The sequence below is a fragment of the Pseudomonas koreensis genome (genome assembly GCF_012986595.1).
Lineage (GTDB): Bacteria > Pseudomonadota > Gammaproteobacteria > Pseudomonadales > Pseudomonadaceae > Aquipseudomonas > Aquipseudomonas koreensis.
Genome location: NZ_JAAQYM010000002.1, coordinates 687,052 through 707,640 on the forward strand (window position 1 = coordinate 687,052; position 20,589 = coordinate 707,640).

The 20,589-nt window shown below is 61.9% G+C and carries 14 protein-coding genes; 7 read left to right on the forward strand and 7 right to left on the reverse strand.

The genetic code is table 11. The annotated features are described in order from the left end of the window. Nucleotides 1–86 precede the first annotated feature (86 nt). The 3 genes from HBN98_RS08340 to HBN98_RS08350 all read left to right on the forward strand — a co-directional run bounded on the left by HBN98_RS08340 (nt 87) and on the right by HBN98_RS08350 (nt 7,078). The gene (locus HBN98_RS08340) at nt 87–5,300 is read left to right on the forward strand and encodes a dermonecrotic toxin domain-containing protein (RefSeq protein WP_083368024.1); all 5,214 of its coding nucleotides are present in this window, start codon (nt 87–89) and stop codon (nt 5,298–5,300) included. A gap of 121 nt (nt 5,301–5,421) precedes the next feature. Continuing rightward, nucleotides 5,422–6,339, forward strand: coding sequence for a transcriptional regulator MetR (metR, locus tag HBN98_RS08345; RefSeq protein ID WP_064590075.1), 918 nt, complete (start codon nt 5,422–5,424; stop codon nt 6,337–6,339). A 379-nt stretch (nt 6,340–6,718) separates the two neighbouring features. Then, nucleotides 6,719–7,078, forward strand: a complete 360-nt coding sequence (locus HBN98_RS08350; RefSeq protein WP_083368023.1) for a DUF6124 family protein — start codon at nt 6,719–6,721, stop codon at nt 7,076–7,078. A gap of 32 nt (nt 7,079–7,110) precedes the next feature. On the opposite strand, the gene HBN98_RS08355 is transcribed toward HBN98_RS08350, so the two are convergent. The 5 genes from HBN98_RS08355 to HBN98_RS08375 all read right to left on the reverse strand — a co-directional run bounded on the left by HBN98_RS08355 (nt 7,111) and on the right by HBN98_RS08375 (nt 11,245). After that, on the reverse strand, nt 7,111–7,608 hold the full coding sequence (locus HBN98_RS08355) for a GNAT family N-acetyltransferase (RefSeq protein ID WP_083368022.1): 498 nt from the start codon (nt 7,606–7,608) through the stop codon (nt 7,111–7,113). 2 nt (nt 7,609–7,610) lie between these two features. Next, nucleotides 7,611–8,249 (reverse strand): LysE family translocator, encoded by a 639-nt coding sequence (locus HBN98_RS08360; protein WP_064589027.1) that lies wholly within the window; start codon nt 8,247–8,249, stop codon nt 7,611–7,613. 23 nt (nt 8,250–8,272) lie between these two features. Next, nucleotides 8,273–8,707, reverse strand: a complete 435-nt coding sequence (locus HBN98_RS08365) for an NUDIX hydrolase (protein ID WP_083368021.1) — start codon at nt 8,705–8,707, stop codon at nt 8,273–8,275. A gap of 76 nt (nt 8,708–8,783) precedes the next feature. Next, nucleotides 8,784–10,109, reverse strand: coding sequence for an APC family permease (locus HBN98_RS08370; RefSeq protein ID WP_083368020.1), 1,326 nt, complete (start codon nt 10,107–10,109; stop codon nt 8,784–8,786). A gap of 314 nt (nt 10,110–10,423) precedes the next feature. Beyond that, nucleotides 10,424–11,245 carry a carbon-nitrogen hydrolase family protein gene (locus HBN98_RS08375; RefSeq protein ID WP_083368019.1) on the reverse strand — a complete coding sequence of 274 codons (822 nt, stop codon included), beginning with the start codon at nt 11,243–11,245 and terminating at the stop codon, nt 10,424–10,426. 124 nt (nt 11,246–11,369) lie between these two features. Between HBN98_RS08375 and HBN98_RS08380 the strand changes: the two genes are divergently transcribed. Together HBN98_RS08380 and HBN98_RS08385 are read left to right on the forward strand one after the other, a co-directional pair. Further along, on the forward strand, nt 11,370–12,170 hold the full coding sequence (locus HBN98_RS08380) for a helix-turn-helix transcriptional regulator (protein ID WP_064589031.1): 801 nt from the start codon (nt 11,370–11,372) through the stop codon (nt 12,168–12,170). A 231-nt stretch (nt 12,171–12,401) separates the two neighbouring features. Then, nucleotides 12,402–14,021: an FMN-binding glutamate synthase family protein gene (locus HBN98_RS08385; protein WP_064589032.1), complete on the forward strand. Its 1,620-nt coding sequence runs from the start codon at nt 12,402–12,404 to the stop codon at nt 14,019–14,021. A gap of 36 nt (nt 14,022–14,057) precedes the next feature. Here the strand turns inward: HBN98_RS08385 and HBN98_RS08390 are convergent, their stop codons facing one another. Together HBN98_RS08390 and HBN98_RS08395 are read right to left on the reverse strand one after the other, a co-directional pair. Next, a complete protein-coding gene (locus HBN98_RS08390) occupies nt 14,058–14,420 on the reverse strand; it encodes a GtrA domain-containing protein (protein ID WP_083368018.1) in 363 nt (120 codons plus the stop codon). Nucleotides 14,421–14,664: 244 nt separating this feature from the next. Beyond that, nucleotides 14,665–16,083, reverse strand: coding sequence for an amino acid permease (locus HBN98_RS08395; RefSeq protein ID WP_083368017.1), 1,419 nt, complete (start codon nt 16,081–16,083; stop codon nt 14,665–14,667). A gap of 628 nt (nt 16,084–16,711) precedes the next feature. On the opposite strand from HBN98_RS08395, the gene HBN98_RS08400 reads away from it, so the two are divergent. Both HBN98_RS08400 and HBN98_RS08405 read left to right on the forward strand, forming a co-directional pair. After that, nucleotides 16,712–17,170 (forward strand): REP-associated tyrosine transposase, encoded by a 459-nt coding sequence (locus HBN98_RS08400; RefSeq protein WP_083368016.1) that lies wholly within the window; start codon nt 16,712–16,714, stop codon nt 17,168–17,170. A gap of 272 nt (nt 17,171–17,442) precedes the next feature. After that, nucleotides 17,443–20,559, forward strand: a complete 3,117-nt coding sequence (locus HBN98_RS08405) for a transglycosylase domain-containing protein (protein ID WP_083368015.1) — start codon at nt 17,443–17,445, stop codon at nt 20,557–20,559. The last annotated feature ends 30 nt before the right edge of the window (nt 20,560–20,589 follow it).

Genomic DNA, 20,589 nt, shown 5'->3' on the forward strand with positions numbered 1-20,589 from the left:
ATGTACCACCCGCCCCTGCCGTCCCTGACCTCTAATGGCGCGAACGCCGGTTTGCCCGGCCTTCACGCTCTTGGAGAGCCACTTTCATGTTCGACCAACTCTCGCAGCGACCGAGCGACTTCGGCCTCGCCTCCTCGCTATCCGCCGATCAGGACCTGAACCTGCTGTTGAGCGCCACGGCGCGCTGGCGCGATTGCCACGATCAGTGGCTTGAGCTCATGGCCCAGGATCCGCCCTCCATGCTCGATGAGCCGTGGTGGAATGCTCGGGCACGCGGCACCCGGGTGAGCCGCAAGGCCCACGCCATCAGCCTGTATCGCCAGCATTTCGAAGTGTCGAGCCTATGGGCACTCGCCGACGGCCTATTGAACGGCGAACAACTCAAAGCACTGCAGACGCTGATCGAGCCGACCGTGCAGACGACTGCCAGCGTGTCGGTCCAGCAACTGCGGCTCAAAGACGCGAATCAGCTGACGGTCGAGCTGTCCGGTGCGTTGCTCATCACCCTGAGCAGCGATCCGGCTGCGCACTGGCTGTACCTGCCGTCGTCCACCTTGGCCTGGATCAGCTTTACCGAGCGGCAGAAGTTGCAGGAATGGCTGATTGAACAGCAGCCACAATTGCTCGGTCAGCAGCGCCTGGAAACCACGGCCATCCGCGTTGAATACAGTGCGCTCGAAGCCCCGGCATTGACCAAAGGCGCCGAGGCGCTGCTGACGCAGTTCAAGCGCCTGGCACCAGACCGGCAACGTTGCGAAACCGTGCTCTCGTCGCCCCCGGAACAGCCGGCCATCGACGGGCAAGACCCTCTCGCGCCGTTCTACCAGCTCAGTCCCGACATTCCACTGGGCCAACGCCTCAAGGCCCTGAGCCTGCAACAGAGCGCACTGGAAAACCTGCTCGGCAGCGACTTTCAAGGTGACCGCAGCGACCCGCGTCTGCAACGCTTGAAACAACAGCTCGATACGCTCGAGGCTGCCGAACAGGCCAGCCATACGGCCGCCACGCAGTTGCTCAACCCCGCTAGCGACTTGCAGATGCTTGAACTGCGCCATAAGACCCACCCGCCATACACCGCGCTTCATCAGGCACGGCTGAGCGGTTTGCGCGCCGAAGCCCAATTGCAATTGACCCTGAACCAGATCAGCCCTGAAGAGCACCAATGGCTCGAATCCGTTCTGGATGCACCGGCTCAACCACGCCCGGACACAGTCGTGGTGGCGCGACTGGTCCTGGCAGCGAACGATACCGAGGGCGATCCCCATCGCCGGCAAACCGAGGAACTGGATGGCGTCCTGCTGTTCAGCCACCCCTCGGTATTGTCGCCAGCCTCCCAACAGAGCCTGCTGCTGTACTGGCCCGGGCGCTTCGGTGGCCTGCAGCGATTCGACTCGCGGCAGGCGCTGGAGGCGACGCTGTTCAAGGTTCAGGCCAACGATAAAACCCAGGCGCTGCAGCTGCTGGCGCTGAGCGGCGATCCGTTCGAGTACGCCTTGCAAATGCAGCTCTACGCCTGCGTTCAGGAAGCCGGGCAGATCCTCAGCGCCAATTCCCTTCCCGCGCGCGCGGCGCAACGCCAGTCGGCCCTGCAGGCGCTTCGCGAACAGGCGCTCGCTCGCCTGACGGTACCGGCTGCCCCCTCCCGGGACCTGACGTATTCGCACCTCGTCGAACAGAACCACAGCGCGGCATTGGCCAGGCGCCTGCCGTCGTGGTTGAGCGCGCTGCCACAGGAGCGACGCCAATCGCTCAAGTCCCTGCTCAGCGCCTACATCAAGGCAATCAAGCACTCCCACCGGTTAGTCGAGCGCGAACTGCCACCGCGCGACACCTTCAGCCGCCGGGCGATCTTCGCTTATCTGCAAAAGGCCTTCGACCTGAGCGCCAACGTTGAGGTGCTGCTGGATATTCCCGACAGCACATCCTGGCGCAAAGAACTCATCGCCGCCCCGGCGCCCGGGACGCCGCAGCGCAACAGGCTGATCGCCAGTGCACAACGCAGCAAGCTGGCGCTCGCCGATCTGCTGCAAGGCAACATCGATCAATCGATGTGGTGGCGCCTGTCGTTCATGCAGGTCGAGGTCAGCGGTGCAGTCGCCACGGAATGTCGCACCGTCAAAGCGGCAATCAACCAGCCGTGGCTGCGCACACTCGTGACCGATCAGGATCTGGCCGGCCAATACGAAACACTGATCCGTGAGACGTTTCTCGGCCCGCCGGGGGAATCGGCCTTCAACCATCAATATCGCCGTGAGTGCCTGAGCGAACCCTTGCGGCTGATGCTCAAACTGCAAGGCGAGTTCGCGCGGTTACAAGGTGAGATCAACGCTAATGGCCAGCAAATCCTCGACATCGCCATCGATGCCGACAGTCGCGCGGCCTACACAGCCAACGGCCGGCGCATCGTGTTGCTGCCGGCGCACTTGAGCGCAGGCGGCGACGACACGCACGCGCAAGGGCCCAGCACACTGGCGGGCATTACCTTCATCGAGGAACAGATCAGCGGGCAGACGCTGCTGTACCTGCCCGACAGCCCTGACGGGGTATTTCTGCGCCAGTTCGACAGCCTCGAAGCGGCGCGCAAGGCGCTGTACAACCTGTGCCTGAAAAGCGCCATGCCCGCGTATCTGGCCGGACGGGCCGTCACTGGCGAGTTTGACCGGCATGTCAGCCGGATCAATCAGGCGCAGCTGAAAAACTTCGACACGATCATTGGCACGGGTCAGGCCTGGCCGGCCAGCACGTCGCTGGCCGCGCACCTGCTCAACGTGCACATGGGACGATTGCTCAAGGCACATCGCGAGACCTCGCGCTCCAACGACGCGTTGTACCTGGAGGGCGTCGCATTGAAATGCGGGGCACTCTTCAACTACCTGAAAATGGCCCTGGGCATGCTGCCCTTTGTCGGCAGCGCCATTGCCCTGTACGACGCCTGGAACAGCGCGAACATGGCGGTGGCGGCCTTTCTGCGGGGCGAGGTCGGACATGGCCTGGCCGAAGTCGAAGCGGTGCTGCTGTCGCTGATCGATGCCGCCATGGACACGCTGCCCGGCACCAGCGCTGCCGGCAGCGTCCGTTCGCTGACCCGCCTGCGCCAGTTGAAGACACTGGGCAAACGCCCTGCCAGCCTGGTCGCCGCGACACAACGCCGGGCGCGATACTCACTGGAGCGCTTTCAGGGTTACGAGTATGAACGGCCAATCTCCCTCGCCGGCCTGCAGCCGGGCAGCGAAGGCATTTATCGTCAGGTCTATCGCCATGCCGACGGCGACTTCATCCTCAGCCACGGGCGCATCTACCGCGTCGAACTGAGCCAGAACCCGCCGCAATGGCGCCTGAGCGGCACCCGCACGCGCACCTACAAGCAACCTGTCGCACTGGATGAAGCGGGCCACTGGAACAGTCACTACGCGGTCTACGGCACAACGATCGCCGGCGGCGGTGTCGGCGGTGGCGCGGTACTCGGGCACGTGGCCGACGGCCTCGACCCACTGTGGCCTGCCGCCATTCGGGCCTTGTTGCCGCGCTGGTGGGTTGATCGACAACTGCGCCGCCAACTGACCCTGACCCACAGCATCGACGCCAGCACCCGGCGCCTGGATACCCAGACCCGAAACTCCAACCAGTTGCTGGAGCAGTACCAGGGCCTGACCGTCGCCGAGCGCAAACCGTTGCAAACCAAGGTCGATGCGGCGTGCATCAACGACATCGATACCGTCGAAGCCGTGTATCACAATCTCTCCGAACTGCTGCCCATGAGCCACGGCAGGCGACGCGTACAGATCGAAGACTTTCAGAGCCGCTGCGCGTGGGTCGCCACCGACCGCACCATCCAGCGTCTCAATGTGTCCCGGGCCAGGCTGCTGGACTATCTGAGCACGATTGACGAACTGGTCGCACAATCCGACGCCATCCCGTTTACCGAGACCGCAGCGCATCTGGAACTGGTCACCCGCCGAAAAGCGGTGCGCAAGCAGTTCCTGAAAGAGTTCGATCACCTGCGCGCGTGCACCGAAGAAGCCAACCGGTGGAATGCCCGCATCACCAACCGGAGCCAGAGGGCGAAGATGGCCGAGAACGTGGCCGCGCTTAATCAGCACCTTGGCGAGGCCACCTACGACTATCTGAAAACCACCCACATTCTGGAGCTCATCACCCATTACGATGCCGTCGATGATTTATCCTGGACCTACTTTCAGGTGCAGATGAAGAAGGCCCGAACCAAGGTCGGTCGCACACTGCTGACCCAGCATTATCTGCCCGAGGTTCAGGCCAGCGCGGCGCAGCGCAATCGCGTACTCGAAGAGTGCCTTGAGACCTACGCCGGGTTCCGTCGCCAGTTGAATGCCTGGCGCATTGGCTATCCGCAGCATCTGGACCTGGAACAGGTCACGCCGTTTCTCGACGGGCTAAGCAAGATCGAAGCCCATGCACGACAGGCCATCAAGAGTCGCCAGCCGATCAAACCCAAGGCGAGCGGCAACAGGCAACTGTTCGAAACCGAAGACAATCAATTGCTGATCGGCACCCAGACCATCGATGCCGTCACCCGACAACGACGCTTCACCGTCGAAGGTCTCGACGGCTATCGGGAAACCTGGCTGCCGCGTTCGAGCGGCAAATACCTCCTGCAGACCGAACCGACCGTCACGGCGTCCGCCGCGCCGACCGATGTTCAATCACTGCTCAAGGAAGCGCGCAAACGCCTCGCCAGTGTTGCGGCCTACCGCAACAAAGTCATGGGCTACGCCCGGCAGGACATGCTGCCCGTGGACCTGGAACACGTGTTGAGCAGTGAGGCGCTGGAACTCAGTACCCGGGCGGACTCCATCGAACGGTTGTCACCCGACGAATCGCTGGTGCTGCAATTGAATGCCCAGGCTCAGGAACTGCGCAGCGCCGGCCGGACACTGCGCATCGAGCAATCGATGCGCAGCCACACCCCGACTGAAGGCTATCTGGACTACCTGATACAGCAACAGGTGGTCGACATCCGCAAAGAAGGTGGCCTGCGCGCATTGGGTAAGCGTCCCGACGGGCGCAAGGACTTCCTGCAGGAATACGAAGTGCGCGACCTCAGCAGCAATCCGCCGCGCACCTTGTGGTATGCGCACTTCCACTACACCTCGGACAAGGTGCCGTTCGAGGACTTCGTCAAAGCCCACTTGAAGTTGCCGCAGCAACGCAACCTCGGTCTGCAGTGGCAGCAGGCGCAAGCGGCCGGCGGCGCTCAGGTTGAAGCGATCTGGCGCGGTGACATCGGCAAACCGCTGGGCAAACGCCTGTTTTCAGCGCTGTAAGCCAGACACAGCGGAGCACACCCTCGTGCTCCGCTGTTTTTTTGTGGATCGACAGCGCCCACAACATGAGACAAACTCACCACATTCGCTTTAATCACAAATTTTCCTCATGGGGCCAGCCGTGCTTGAAATCCGTCATCTGAAAACCCTGCACGCCCTGCGCGAAGCCGACAGCCTGGTGGACGCCGCCGACCGCCTGCACCTGACCCAGTCGGCGCTGTCCCACCAGTTCAAGGAGCTGGAGGAGCGCATGGGCATGCCGTTGTTCGTGCGCAAGACCAAACCGGTGCGCTTCACCAGCGCCGGTTTGCGCCTGCTGCAACTGGCCGATGCGACCTTGCCGCTGCTGCGCGCCGCCGAACGCGACATCAGCCGACTGGCCGGTGGCACCGCCGGGCGCCTGCACATGGCGATCGAGTGCCACAGCTGCTTCCAGTGGCTGATGCCGACCATCGACCAGTTCCGCGACGCCTGGCCTGAGGTTGAACTCGACCTGGCCTCGGGCTTCGCTTTCGCCCCGCTGCCGGCGCTGGCCCGGGGCGATCTGGACCTGGTGGTGACCTCCGATCCGCTGGACATCGTGGGCATCACGTACGTGCCGCTGTTCACTTACGAAGCGATGCTCGCCGTCGCCAACCAGCACCCGCTGGCGAGCAAACCGTACATCGTCCCCGAAGACCTGCTGACCGAAACCCTGATCACCTACCCGGTGGAACGCGATCGGCTGGACATCTTCACCCGCTTCCTCGAACCGGCCGACATCGAACCGGCGCAAGTGCGCACCTCGGAACTGTCGGTGATGATGATGCAACTGGTCGCCAGCGGCCGTGGCGTGTGCGGCATGCCGCACTGGGCGCTGCATGAATACAGCTCGCGCGGCTATGTGAAGGCCAAGCGGCTGGGCGAGAAAGGTCTGTTTGCCACGCTGTACGCGGCGATTCGTGCGGACATGCTCGATGCGCCGTACATGCGCGACTTCCTGCTCACCGCCAAGGACACGTCGTTCTCGACCCTGGACGGGGTCAGCGCCGTTCGCTGACGCTGCGATCTTTGGCTCTTAAACAGCGCTGTTTAAGCAACACCTCCAGACACTCTCGCAGGCTACACAACCTTGCGCCGTTGCCTACGGCTACGCCAGAATCCGCCGGCTTGTGCACCTGTGGCCCGCTCTCTATCGTGGATCGGTCGCTGACTCATTCAGCGATCGGGTTTAGCGACTCGAATGGATACAGGCGCTACAGCACTCCAGACTCCTTTGCAGGATGGTCGTTCTGCAATTGACGCTATGGTGGCTGTGCGCGGGAGGCCTTCGGGCCTGCCGGGTTCCTGTACCCCCGGTTCGCTAACCTGCGTACAGCCACCACCATAATTTGTTTAGCGACAACTCATGGTGGGTAACCCAGGTCAGGAGATTCGCCATGTTCAAGGTCACGCCCAACCCGCCGGATTCAGACCCGGTCTCCCCTTATGCATCCATCGATTCCAGAAAACTCCACGAAGCCGCCGACCGCGCCCTCGACCATTACCTCAAGCCGCCCACGCCGCCAGACCTCAACCGCAACCCCAGCACACTGTTCCACGTCGCCCCCGGCGCCGATAACGAAAGCCTGCTGGTCCACGCCTGTGAGTCGCTGGCCTCGGCCAGCGTGATGCTCAGCGATTTCGCCGGGTTGCTGGACACGCCGTATCGCAACACGTTGCTCGGCATTCAGCAGGTGGTGATGCTCGGGGAACTGGCGGTGAACCGGGTGCTCGACAACCTCGATCCTCCAGCCTGAAACACACCTGCCCATGTGGGGTCAGCGTGCAGTCAGAGCTGGCGCCACATGTGGATCTTGTCGAAGTAGTCTTCACCGACCCGCACCGCCAGCGGCTCAAGGCCGAACTGGATGAAGCCGCAACGCTGATACAGGTTGAACGCGGCATCGTTGCCGGCGGTGACCGTGAGCTGGATGACTTTCAGCGCGGGATGCTGCTGCGCTTCGGCCAGTGCGGCTTGCACCAGTTCATGACCCAGGCCGTGCTGACGAAAATCCGCCGACACGTACATGCCGAACAGCGTCGCCTTGTGGCGCGCCTTCTCACGGGGTTCGAATGCCAGGCCGACAATGCCGGCCAAGGTGCCCGCCTCGAATGCCCCCAGCACCACATCGAGCTTGCTGGTCAGGCGCGCTTCCCACCAGCTCAACGGCATCACCGCGCGTTCACGCACGCTGGAGGTGAACGCCTGCGGATGGCGGTCGTAGGCCTCAAGCATCAACTCGCGGTAAGCCAGGGCGTGGCTGGCATCCAGCCGTTCGATCCACATGCTCAGGCCGTCCGGCGTTGTTCAAGCATCAGCCGCACCGCCAGGCCACCGAGCACCAGGCCCATGAAGTAGCGCTGGATGGCCAGCCACGTCGGGTTACGCACGAACCATGAGGCAATGCCTGCCGCAAACAACGCGATCAGCAGATTGACGCTGAAACTGACGCTGATCTGGGTCAGGCCGAGGATGATGCTCTGGGTGAACACCGAACCGTGTTCCGGGGTGATGAATTGCGGAAACACCGAGAGGTAGAACACCGCAATCTTCGGGTTCAGCGCACTGGTGAGAAAGCCCATGGTGATCAGTTTGCGTGACGAGTCCGGCGGCAATTGCTGCGCTTCGAACGGCGAGCGCGCGCCGGGTTTCAGTGCTTGCCAGGCCAGCCACAGCAGGTACAACGCACCGGCCCACTTGAGCACTTCATAAGCCAGCGGCACCGCCAGAAACACTGCGGTCAAACCCGCCGCCGCAGCGAACATGTGCACAAAGAATCCACTCACCACACCGAGCAACGACGTCACCCCGGCCTTGCGTCCCTGACAGATCGAACGCGAGATCAGGTAAATCATGTTCGGCCCCGGCGTCAGTACCATCAACAACGCAGCGGCGGCGAAGATCAGCAAGTCTTGAAGCGGGATCATGGCAATGTCCTTTGCGTGAACGGTCAGACGAGCGCGGTGAGCGAGTTGCGATAAAACGGCAGGATCAGGTCACGTGTCAATGGCGCCAGAACCACAGCAGGATCAATGGCCGGATCGACCCAGAGCACTTCCTCGATTTCGGCGGCCGGCGTGACATCGGCGTCGATGGTCAGCTGAAAGATCTCGGCCTGAACGACACACCCCGGCTCGTTGGCCGCCGGCGCCGAGAACTGGCCGAGAAAAGCCGCCTGCGCCGGATCGATCTGCAGGCCCAGCTCTTCTTCCAGCTCCCGGGCCAGCGCGTGTACCGGCAACTCATGCGCCTCGATCTTGCCGCCCGGTTGCATGAACGCCGTGGTGCCGCGCTTGCGCACCAGCAGGGTCTGGCCTTTGGCGTTGAGCAACAGCGCGGCGGCAATACGGATGAGGCCGGAAGGTGGAGCGGAAAAAGTCGACATGCAAGACAAGCCTTTGGCGCAAAAACGGCAAGCATCACATGCTTGCCGTTACCGAGCAAAGCCACGGTTGGCGATCTTACGTCGCTTCCTGAAAATCCATCTCCGGCGGCTGCCGCCGAAACCCGCCAGTGAGCACCGCCAGATAAACCACGCCAATCGCCAGCCAGCTCAGGCCCAGATACACCGCCAGGTGATCCAGGCTGACCATCAGCCACAAGTCCGCGACCAGCCCGATCAACGGGAAGACCAGGAACAGCACGAGCTCGCGCAGGCCCTTTTTCTCACCACCGATCCAGTAGTGAAAAATCACCGACAGGTTGACCAGGCTGAACGCCAGGAACGCGCCGAAGTTGATGAACGAGGTCGAGGTGGTCACGTCGAGTTTCAGGGCCAGCAACGCCACCACCGCACACAGCAGGATGCTGTTGACCGGCGTGCCGAAGCGCGCATGCAGGGTGCCGAAGAACGACTTGGGCAACACGCCGTCGCGGCCCATCGCAAACAACAGGCGCGAACCGCTGGCCTGGGCGGACAGCCCCGAAGCGAACTGGCCGACGATCAGGCCGATGAGGAAGATCGAGACGAACAGGTCGCCGCCGATATTGCGCGCGATTTCATAGGCCGCCGAGTCGACGCTGGCGAACTGCAGCGACGGGTGCGCGATCTGCACGAAGTACGACACCCCGACGAAGATCAGCCCGCCGATCAGGGTGATCAACATGATTGCGCGTGGAATGGTGCGGCGTGGGTCGCGGGTTTCTTCGGTCAGCGTGCTGACGGCATCGAAACCGAGAAACGAATAACAGGCGATGGCCGCGCCGCTCATGATCAGCGGCATCTGCATGTCGCCGTTGAAAAACGGTTTGATCGACCACAACGGCGTACTCGCATCGCCGCCGACGTAGTGCACGCACAGGGCAACGAAGGCGATCAGCACCAAAAATTGCACCAGCATCAGCAAGGCGTTGATGCCGTTGGCCAGTTTCAGGCCGATGACGTTGATCGCGCTGGTGATGCCGATGAACGCCAGCACCCAGATCCACTGCGGAATCGACGGGAACGCCGACGCCAGGTACGCGGCGCCGATCAGCCAGATCGCCATCGGCAGAAACAGGTAATCGAGCAGCACCGCCCAACCGGCGATGAAGCCGAGCTTGGGGCTGATCGCCTTGCGCACGTAGCTGTAGGCGGAACCGGCCACCGGGAACGCGGCGGCCATGCGTCCGTAGCTCAGGGCGGTGAAGAACATCGCCACCAGTGCCGCCAGATACGCGGCCGGCACCATGCCGGCGGTGGATTGCGCGAGGATGCCAAAGGTGCCGAGGACAATGATCGGCGTCATGTAGGCGATGCCGAACAGCACCACCGACCCTAATGACAGGGTACGTTGCAAACGAGCCATGAGCGACTTACTCCGAATTTTATTGGATTTATGGCAGAGCCGAGTTCGGCGAATGTTTCGGTTCTTTTTGTTGTTCGGGTGTTGCTGAGTTTTATGTTCGATTTGAAATCCCTTCCCCCTCACCCCAGCCCTCTCCCCCAGGGGGTAGAGGGGGGAAAGGGAGACAATCTCCATGGATTTCAAATCCTGAGTTCGACTCGAATTCGCAGTTTCAAATCCTGAGTTCGACTGGGTCCTTCAGGTCGGTGTATCTCGAACAATCAACTCGGTCAGTCCCCTCTCCCCCTGGGAGAGGGTTAGGGTGAGGGCATCGATCAATGATGTGGAATCAACAATTCGCGAACACCATCGCTGCGCTCCAGCACCTCCCCCGGCAGCTTCAAGCGCTGGTCATCCAGATAGCGGTAATCCTTGCGCGCAATCCCCAGTCGAGCGAAGTCCAGCTCGACGCTGAACGTTCCTTCTTCACGCCCCGCCTCGAACAGCAACGTCCCCAGCGGATCGACCAGCGCACTGCCGCCGGCGAACATCAAGCCGTCATCCCCGGCCTCGACGCGGTTGACCATCAGCGCGAACGCCTGATTCTCCTGGGCGCGGGCGGTGATTGCGGTGCGGTGGGTCGGGGCGTACGGGTCCATGTTGCCGTTGGTCACGATCAGCAACTCGGCGCCCAGTTGCGCCAGGGCGCGGGCGGACTCGGGGAATTCGATGTCGTAGCAGATCAACAAGCCGACCCGCACCCCGTTCCACAGGCACGTGGCATAGCGGTCGCCCGCCTCGAACACGCCGCGATCCGAAGCCCAGAGGTGGGTCTTGCGGTATTTCAGGGCGATGCCTTCGGGGGTGATCAACAGCGTGGTGTTGTAGAAGCGACCGTTGTCGTGCTCGGCCATGCCAATGACCACGGCGATGTTGCGCTCGCGGGCGGCGGCCAGCACCGCGCTGACGGTCGGGCCGTCCACCGGCTCGGCGATCTGCGCCACGGTCTCGGCCGTCGGGAAGCCCATCAGGTGGGTTTCCGGGAACACGATCAGTTGCGTGTCGGCCGCGCAAGCCGCAATCGCCGCGAGGGCGCGTTCGAGGTTGTACGCGGTGCCATTGTCACGGCCCGCCAATTGGGCGAGTTCGACTTTCATGAGAATTCCTTGTGATGGGCAGCGGGCGCCGAAAGATTGCCCGGTGGCTGTCTGTGGGCCAGTATGCGCAGCAAGCAACCGGCCAGGGAATCACGCGGCCGGGGTAACCCGATAGGGGTAGTTCATGTCCGTTTCGTTTGATGACATCACCTGGCACCGCGCCGTCGGCCAATTGATCGACGCGCTCGACAAGCCGAATTTCTGGGCGCAACTGGTGCGTTTGCTCGATCAGTACGTGGCGTTCGATAGCTGGGTGGCGCTGCTGTTCAGCGCCGATCAGCACCCGCAGGTCTTCGCCGAATGCCCCGGCGAGGACGGCAGCCCCGACCAGCTGTTTCAGGATTATCTGCGCGGGTTGTACCTGCTCGACCCGTTCTACATCGCCTGCCGCGAGCAGTCGCGCACCGGTCTGTACCGCCTGTCGGAGGTGGCGCCGGAGCATTTCGAGCTGACTGAGTATTACCAGCGATACTTTCGTCTGAATGTGGTCGCCGACGAAATCCAGTTCAATTGCCAGCTCGAAGGCGAGCGCACGCTGTGCCTGTCGCTGGGCAGTGAAAAACGTTTCACTGGCGAACAGATTGCCGTGCTGTCTTTGATTCAGCCGTGGGTGCTGGGTTTGTTGCGCCAGCGCCTGCCCTACGAGATCAACGAAACCGTGGCCCTCGCTGCCGCGCCTGCGCCGGCCGACTGGCGAGTGCAACTGGAGGCGTCGGTGCAGCAACTCAAGGGCGCGCAACTGACGGCCCGGGAACTGGATGTCGGGCGCTTGATGCTCAGCGGTTGCTCCAGTAAAGAAATCGCCCGTAAGCTGGAAATCTCCGTAGAAACCGTGAAAGTCCATAAGAAACACATGTACAGCAAGCTGGGGATCAAATCCCAGTCGGAGCTGTTTTCGATTTTTCTCCAGGCGCAGAACGCCTGAAACGCCTCGGCACGCGGGAGAGCCCTGCGGCTTGGAATCCCCTGTGGCGAGGGAGCTTGCTCCCGCTCGACTGCGCAGCAGTCGCAAACCTGGACACGCGATGCCTCAGACAGACCGTGACAGACAAGTTTGGGGCTGCTGCGCAACCCAGCGGGAGCAAGCTCCCTCGCCACAAGAGCAAGCCAGTCTGCGCGCCATGGGTAACCATTGAGTCCGAACCAAGGAAACCGTATGAGCCTGTCACTCCTGAGCCGCTACGCCTTCTTTGCCGTCTGCGTGATTTTCACCCTCGCCAGCCTGCCTTTTCTTGAACACGACTGGCTGTGGCCGATCACCGCCGTGACCGCCGTGCTGAGCCTGCTCGGTGTGTTCGACCTGCTGCAGAGCCCGCACGCGGTGCGCCGCAACTACCCGATCCTGGGCAACATCCGCTATCTGGTCGAAGCGATCCGCCCGGAGATCCGCCAGTACCTCCTCGAATCCGACAGCGACGCCCTGCCCTTCTCCCGCGCCCAGCGCTCGCTGGTCTATTCGCGAGCGAAGAACGAAACCGCCGACAAACCGTTCGGCACGCTGATCGACGTGTATCAGTCCGGCTTCGAATTCATCGGCCACTCGATGCGCCCGGCACCGTTGAGCGATCCGAGCAGTTTCCGCGTCACCGTCGGCGGCCCGCAGTGCACCCAGCCGTATTCGGCCTCGGTGTTCAACATCTCGGCGATGAGCTTCGGCTCGCTCAGCGCCAACGCCATCCGCGCGTTGAACCAGGGCGCCAAGCTCGGCAACTTCGCCCATGACACCGGCGAAGGCAGCATCAGCCCCTACCACCGTGAACACGGCGGCGACCTGACCTGGGAACTGGGCAGCGGCTACTTCGGCTGCCGCACCAGCGACGGCCGTTTCGACCCGGAGCGCTTCGCCACCCAGGCGCAGAACCCACAGGTGCGGATGATCGAAATCAAGATGAGCCAAGGCGCCAAACCGGGCCACGGCGGGATCCTGCCCAAACACAAGGTGACCCAGGAAATCGCTGACACCCGCGGCATCATGATGGGTGAAGACTGCGTCTCGCCGTCACGTCACAGCGCGTTTTCCACGCCGATCGAGATGATGCATTTCATCCAGCAACTGCGTGAACTGTCCGGCGGCAAACCGGTGGGTTTCAAGTTCTGCCTCGGTCATCCGTGGGAGTTCATGGGCATCGCCAAGGCCATGCTGGAAACCGGCATCCTGCCGGACTTCATTGTGGTCGACGGCAAGGAAGGCGGCACCGGCGCCGCACCGGTGGAGTTCACCGACCACATCGGCGTGCCGATGCGCGAAGGCCTGTTGTTCGTGCACAACACCCTGGTCGGCCTGAACCTGCGTGACAAGATCAAACTCGGCGCCAGCGGCAAGATCGTCAGCGCCTTCGACATCGCCAGCGTGCTGGCCATCGGCGCCGACTGGGCCAATTCGGCACGCGGCTTCATGTTCGCCATCGGCTGCATCCAGTCGCAAAGCTGCCACACCAACAAATGCCCGACCGGCGTCGCCACTCAGGACGCCCTGCGCCAACGCGCCCTCGTCGTCCCGGACAAGGCCCAGCGCGTTTACAACTTCCACCGCAACACGCTCAAGGCGCTGGCAGAAATGCTCGCCGCCGCCGGCCTTGAACACCCGTCGCAACTGTCGGCCAAGCACCTGGTGCGGCGCATGTCGGCGACCGAAATCAAACTGTTCTCGCAGCTGCATGTGTTTCTGAAACCGGGGGAATTGCTCACCGGGGAAGTGAATGGCGAGTTCTATTCGCGGATGTGGCAGATGGCGCGGGCGGACAGTTTTGAGCCACAGGAAGTGGCGGCGGCATGATGAGCGATGCGCCAGCCTGATCGACAGGCTGGCGCCTCAGGATCGTTGCTGGCGAAACAGCACGAAGCGGAAAAAGCAGTACCCCAACGTCAGGTTGAGCGCGGTAAACACCGTCACCGTCAGCAACCCATTCCAGCTGCGCGTATCGGCCATCGAGCCAATCGCGAAGCTTGCGCCCCCCATCCCACAGATAAACAGCAAATAGCCGAACACCGATGTCTTGCCGTCGAATGTGTAGAGCATATTCACGTAAATCGAAAAGGCCGCCGCCACACAAAAAGCAGCCAGATTGCTCGCGGCCTGACTCAGCCCGGCAGCACTGCACAGGACAAAAAAAATCTGCCAGTGGATAAGTGCATCGGCAATTCCAATCACGGTCAGCGCAGGAAATCCCTTCATAACGGTTCCTCGCCATGGCTTCGTCCGGCTGACGTTGAAACTAGGGCATGAACCTGCGGCGGTCTACTGTCAGAAATTACAGGTGCGCCTTGGATTGCGACGGACGGTCAGCTTTACCACTGCAACAACCTGCCGCTTGCGGGGGTTAGTATCGCTCTTGCAGACCGGCGCTTGACGCACCTGCAGCCCCCATGAAAAAGCCCCGACCAATTGGCCGGGGCTTCTTTATGAGCGCACGTTCAATTTACGAAACCGAACGCACCGCACCTTGCGATTCACCGGTCGGCTGCAGCTTGAACACGTAGAACAACACGGTCAGCAGCACCAGGAACGCTGGCCCCACGTACAGCGCCACGCGGGTGTCCGGGAAGTACGCCATCAGGCCGACCACCAGCACCAGGAACGCCAGTGCGAAGTACGAACTGACCGGGTACAGCCACATCTTGTATTTCAGGCCGGCTCGTTCGCTGGCGCTCAGGCCTTTGCGGAATTTCAGTTGCGCCAGCAGGATCATCACCCAGGTCCAGATCGCGCCGAAGGTGGCGATCGAGGTCACCCAGACGAAGACTTTCTCCGGCACCAGGTAGTTGAGCAGCACGCCGATCAGCAAGGCGAAAATCGACAGCAGCAAGGCCCGGCGTGGCACGCCGTTGGAGGTCTTGGCGAAGCCCGCCGGGGCCTGGCCGTTCTGCGCCAGGCTGTAGAGCATGCGCCCGGTGCTGAAGATGCCGCCGTTGCACGACGACAGCGCCGCGGTGATGACCACGAAGTTGATGATGCCGGCGGCGGTCTTGATCCCCAGACGCTCGAAGGTCATCACGAACGGACTGCCCTGGGTGCCGATTTCGTTCCATGGGTAGATCGACAGAATCACGAACAGCGCGCCCACGTAAAACAGCAGGATGCGCCAGAACACCGAGCCGATGGCGTCGGGAATGGTCTTCTGCGGGTTCTTCGCTTCACCGGCGGTCAGGCCGATCATCTCGACACCGAGGTAGGCGAACATGACCATCTGCAGCGACATCAGCACACCGGTCACGCCGTTGGGCATGAAGCCGCCGTGGGCCCAGAGATTGGAAATCCCCAGCGCCACGCCGTCGTTGCCGAAACCGAACGCGATCACGCCGATGCCGCCGATGACCATGGCGATGATGGTGACGATTTTGATCAAGGCGAACCAGAATTCGAACTCACCAAAGGCTTTTACCGCGATCAGATTGATCGAGCCCATGCTGACCAGCGCCGCGAGCGCCCAGATCCAGCGCGGTACATCGGGGAACCAGATGCCCATGTACACGGCGACGGCGGTGATTTCCGCGACGCAGGTCACCAGCCACAGGAACCAGTAGTTCCAGCCGGTGAGAAAGCCCGCGAGCGGGCCGAGGTAGTCCTGGGCGTAGCGGCTGAACGAGCCGGCCACCGGGTTGTGCACGGCCATTTCACCGAGGGCGCGCATGATGACCAGGATCGCCAGACCGCCGAGAATGTAGGACAGCATGATCGCCGGACCGGCCATTTCAATGGCCTTGGCCGAACCCAGGAACAGGCCGACACCGATACAGGCGCCGAGCGCCATCAGGCGGATATGCCGTTCACCGAGTTCGCGTTTGAGCGGGCCGCCGTGAGCGGTCTCGCCATGGGGCAGGTGATTGCCGACTGGCATAGGGATACAACCTCGTCTTGTTATTGGATATGACCACCGAGTATCGAAGCGTCGACCGATAGGCCTCAGCCTCCCGAAACCGCGCCAGCCTCGTGGGCAAACGCGTCTCGCAGGTCCCAACCTGCAAGATCAGCGGGGCGTGCAGTATAAAAAGCTTGTGACAGGGCTTTTCACTCTATAAACCACAACATTCAGCGGGAAGTCTGGGCAATAAGCCGGTTTACGGAGAGGCATTACCTGGACTCCGTAGGATTTTTCCCCACTAAAAAGGCCGGCGAGTATTGCACAGCGTTGGTGCATCGTCATGCCCCTGCGTGGGTGGAATTGCGTGGATGATAGCTCTAGCACAGCTGTTTCGATGAACTTGACTGTCTACTCCCCCCTGTGGCGAGGGAGCTTGCTCCCGCCCGGCTGCGCAGCAGCCGCAAAACCTCGGTACACGGTAATTCAGTTACACGGTGGTTACAGGGATTGGGACCGCTACGCAGTCCAGCGGGAGCAAGCTCCCTCGCCACAGAAGGCGCGACATCTGGATACTTTCAGAAACTTCGTACAGTCATCGCAGACCCACCTCTTGAATGAGGCGACTAGCGTGAATCAGGATTGAAATCACAAAGGACGCGACGGAATGCGTAAACATCTACATTCACATAGGCTACGCCGAGGGCGCTATTCGGAATCGGGGCGTGCCTATCTGATCACTGCAGTGGTGTATCAGCGCCGCAGGATATTCAGCGATTGGCAGGTAGGCCGTTTATTGGTAGCGGAGCTCAGGCGAGCTCATGATCAGCGATGGATCGACTCGATCGCCTGGGTGGTGATGCCTGATCACCTCCACTGGTTGGTCCAGCTGGAAGCAATGCACATGGAAGGCCTGATGCAAGCGGTGAAGTCCCGAAGCACATTGTCGATCAATCGCGCCCTGAATCGAAAAGGCGCTTTCTGGCAAACCGGTTATCACGACCGCGCCATACGCGACGATGAGGACTTGAAGCCGTTTGCCCGTTACATCATCGCCAATCCGCTGCGGGCTGGCCTGGTGGAAAAAATTGGCGACTATCCACTTTGGGACGCCTGCTGGCTTTAAAGCTCCCGCTTCCCCTGTGGCGAGGGAGCTTGTCGAATCGTCGCACCGCCCCGTTCGGCGGCGAAGCCGTCGCAATACTCGCGCACGCTGTGTTTCAGACAAATTGCGACTACAGGGATTGGGACTGCTGCGCAGTCCAGCGGGAGCAAGCTCCCTCGCCACAGGTACAGTTTTGTTCAGACGATTGCCCCCGCACTTTTTCTTCCCCATCCCCAACCACCGTCTAAGCTTCAGTCAAGTCCGATCAATCTGCGTGAATGGATCAATCGACTATGGGCGCTTTGTGGCAAACCGATTCGAGTAAAGCCGTGGTTCCGACTGAACGTGTGGATGAAGCGCCTATCTCCAAAAAAAAACGCCGCAACCGGCATGGCTGGAAGGCGTTCTGGTTATTGCTGGTGATAATCGCCATCGTGGTGGGGCTGGCCGCGAGCAAGGAGATGCGCACCTCGCGCTTTCAGTCCCGGGAGCTGAGCCAATACGCCGCCTCACTCAAGTATCAGCTCGAACCCGGTCCCAGCGAAGCGATCCGCTACCCGGGCAACGGGCCGTTCGATCTGCGCCTGGGCTACAGCTCCCTCGATGAATTTTTGCCACGCCTGCTCAAGCGCGATTATGTGATCACCGAACAGACCCGGTTCTCCCCAGCGCTGCTCAGCTACACCGACAAAGGCCTGTTCGTGCCCTACTCGGAAAAAATCCAGGCCGGGCTGTCGATCACCGATTGCCGCGCCGCGCCGTTGTATCAGTACAAGTATCCGCAGCAGCTGTATGCGAGTTTTGCAGCGATCCCGCCAGTGGTGGTCAGCAGCCTGCTGTTTATCGAAAACCGCTTTCTGCTCGACCCCAGGCAACCGCTGGCCAACCCGGCGGTGGACTGGCCGCGCTTCGGCATGGCGGCGTGGTCGCAGGTGGCGAAACTGCTCCACCTGCCGGGGCAATCGGCCGGTGGCAGTACGCTGGCGACGCAACTGGAAAAGTACCGGCATTCGCCCGATGGCCTGACGGTGTCCGGCGCCGAAAAGATCCGCCAGATGATTTCCGCCAGCGTGCGCGCCTATCAACCCGGGCCGCAGACCCTCGGCGCCCGGCAGAACATCATTCGCGACTACCTCAACAGCGTGCCGCTCTCTGCCGTGCCGGGCCACGGTGAAGTGCACGGCATGGCCGAAGGCTTGCGGGTCTGGTACGGCAGCGATTTCAACAAGGCCAATGAACAGCTGAACAGCCCGGCCAGCGACCCGAAAACCATGGCCGACAAAGGCCTGGCCCTGCGCGAAATGCTCTCGCTGATGATCGCCCAGCGCCGCCCTTCGCATTACCTGACCAAGGGCCGTGAAGAACTTGCCGACCTCACCGACAGCCACCTGCGCCTGCTCAAACAGGGCGGCGTGATCGACAGCGCCCTGGCCGATGCCGCGCTGGCGAGCAAGGTCACTTACCGCGACTGGCAGACCCAGCCGACCATTCAGCCGATCGAAACCAACAAGGGCATCAGCGTCGCCCGCAGCCGTCTGGCGAGCATGCTCAATCGCCCGCTGTACGACCTCGACCGCCTCGACCTGTCGGCCACCAGCACCCTGCAGGGCGATCTGCAGACCCAGGCCACCGAGTACTTGAAAAAACTTGCCGATCCCGGGTTTGCCGGGCAGATCGGGCTGATCGGCGAACGCCTGCTCACCCCCACCAGCACCACCCAGGTGCGCTACAGCTTCACCCTGTTCGAGCTGACCCCGGACGGCTCACGGGTGCGCGTGCAGACTGACAGCACTGACCAGCCGTTCGACATCAACGAGGGCAGCAAACTGGAGCTCGGCTCGACGGCGAAGATGCGCGTGCTGACCACCTACCTGCAGATCATCTCCGAGCTGCACGACAAGTACGGCGCCATGAGCGTGCCGGAGCTGAAGAAAGTCGAGGTGCCGGATCAGGATCGCTTGAGCCAGTGGGTGATCGACTACCTGATCCAGAACAAGGACCACGACCTGTCGAAAATGCTCGGCGCCGCACTCGACCGCAAATATTCGGCCAGCCCCGGCGAGGCGTTCTTCACCGGTGGCGGCCTGCACGTGTTCCACAACTTTCGCAAGGAAGACAACGGCCGCATGCCGACCCTGCGCGATGCCCTGCGTGAGTCGATCAACCTGCCGTTCATTCGCCTGATGCGCGATGTGGTGCGCTACGTCACCTACTCCGGCCCCAACAGCAGCGCCGAATTGCTCAAGGATGATCGCGACCCGCGGCGTCAGGAATACCTGGCCAATTTTGCCGATCGCGAAGGCACTTCGTTCCTGCTCAAGTTCTGGAAGAAGTACAAGAACAAGGACACCCAGGCACGCCTCGACACGTTCCTCGACAGCATGCGCCCGACCCCGATCCGCATGGCCGCCGTGCACCGCTACCTGCTGCCCAACGCCAGCCAGGAAGACTTCAACAGCTTTGTGCGCGCGCACCTCAAAGGCGCCAAGCTTACTGAGAAGCTCACTGACGACCGCCTGATTCGGCTGTACGACGCCTACGGCCCGGGCACCTACGATCTGCCCGACCAGGGCTTCATTGCCAAGGTCCACCCGCTGGACCTGTGGCTGATGGGCTACCTGCTGCACAACCCGGACGCCACCTTCACTCAGATCGTCAAGGCCAGCCAGTTCGAACGCCAGGAGGTTTACAGCTGGTTGTTCAAGAGCAAGCACAAGGGCGCTCGCGACAGTCGTATCCGCACCATGCTCGAGATCGAAGCGTTCCTCGAGATTCACCAGCGCTGGCAGAAAGTCGGCTATCCGTTCGATCATCTGGTGCCCTCACTGGCCACCGCCATCGGCAGTTCCGGCGACCGCCCGGCGGCACTGGCCGAGCTGATCGGCACCATCCTCAACGACGGCGTGCGCATGCCGACCCTGCGCATCGACAGCCTGCACTTTGCCGCCGACACACCGTATGAAACGCGCCTGACCAACGACCCGCATGTGGGCAAACGGGTCATGCCTTCGGAAGTCGCCACGGCGATGCGCGAGGCGCTGTCGCAAGTGGTGGACTCGGGTACAGCGAAGCGGGTCTCCGGCAGCTTCAAGACTGCCGACGGCACACCTTTGGTGATGGGCGGCAAGACCGGTACCGGTGACAACCGCATTGAAGCCATCGGCTCCGGCGGACGCATCCTCAGTTCCAAGTCGATCAACCGCACCGCGACCTTCGTGTTTTACATCGGCAACAACCATTTCGGCACGCTCACCGCCTTCGTCCCCGGGCGCTCGGCAGAGAACTTCAAGTTCACTTCGGCGCTCCCCGTGCAGGTGCTCAAAGGCATGGCGCCGATCCTCTCACCCTATCTGCAACCGGGCACCCACACCCTGTGCCAACCGCCGGAGACGGTGACGGCACAGTTGTAAAAAACCGGGTGGTATTCCTGTATTTCTTAG

What these genes read in the sequence shown, in the direction of transcription:
- HBN98_RS08400 (WP_083368016.1), top strand. Translation starts at nt 16,712, where the DNA reads ATGCGTAAACATCTACATTCACATAGGCTACGCCGAGGGCGCTATTCG.
- HBN98_RS08355 (WP_083368022.1), bottom strand. Translation starts at nt 7,608, where the DNA reads ATGTGGATCGAACGGCTGGATGCCAGCCACGCCCTGGCTTACCGCGAG.
- HBN98_RS08370 (WP_083368020.1), bottom strand. Translation starts at nt 10,109, where the DNA reads ATGGCTCGTTTGCAACGTACCCTGTCATTAGGGTCGGTGGTGCTGTTC.
- HBN98_RS08365 (WP_083368021.1), bottom strand. Translation starts at nt 8,707, where the DNA reads ATGTCGACTTTTTCCGCTCCACCTTCCGGCCTCATCCGTATTGCCGCC.
- HBN98_RS08350 (WP_083368023.1), top strand. Translation starts at nt 6,719, where the DNA reads ATGTTCAAGGTCACGCCCAACCCGCCGGATTCAGACCCGGTCTCCCCT.
- HBN98_RS08395 (WP_083368017.1), bottom strand. Translation starts at nt 16,083, where the DNA reads ATGCCAGTCGGCAATCACCTGCCCCATGGCGAGACCGCTCACGGCGGC.
- HBN98_RS08405 (WP_083368015.1), top strand. Translation starts at nt 17,443, where the DNA reads ATGGGCGCTTTGTGGCAAACCGATTCGAGTAAAGCCGTGGTTCCGACT.
- HBN98_RS08360 (WP_064589027.1), bottom strand. Translation starts at nt 8,249, where the DNA reads ATGATCCCGCTTCAAGACTTGCTGATCTTCGCCGCCGCTGCGTTGTTG.
- HBN98_RS08385 (WP_064589032.1), top strand. Translation starts at nt 12,402, where the DNA reads ATGAGCCTGTCACTCCTGAGCCGCTACGCCTTCTTTGCCGTCTGCGTG.
- HBN98_RS08390 (WP_083368018.1), bottom strand. Translation starts at nt 14,420, where the DNA reads ATGAAGGGATTTCCTGCGCTGACCGTGATTGGAATTGCCGATGCACTT.
- HBN98_RS08380 (WP_064589031.1), top strand. Translation starts at nt 11,370, where the DNA reads ATGTCCGTTTCGTTTGATGACATCACCTGGCACCGCGCCGTCGGCCAA.
- HBN98_RS08340 (WP_083368024.1), top strand. Translation starts at nt 87, where the DNA reads ATGTTCGACCAACTCTCGCAGCGACCGAGCGACTTCGGCCTCGCCTCC.
- HBN98_RS08375 (WP_083368019.1), bottom strand. Translation starts at nt 11,245, where the DNA reads ATGAAAGTCGAACTCGCCCAATTGGCGGGCCGTGACAATGGCACCGCG.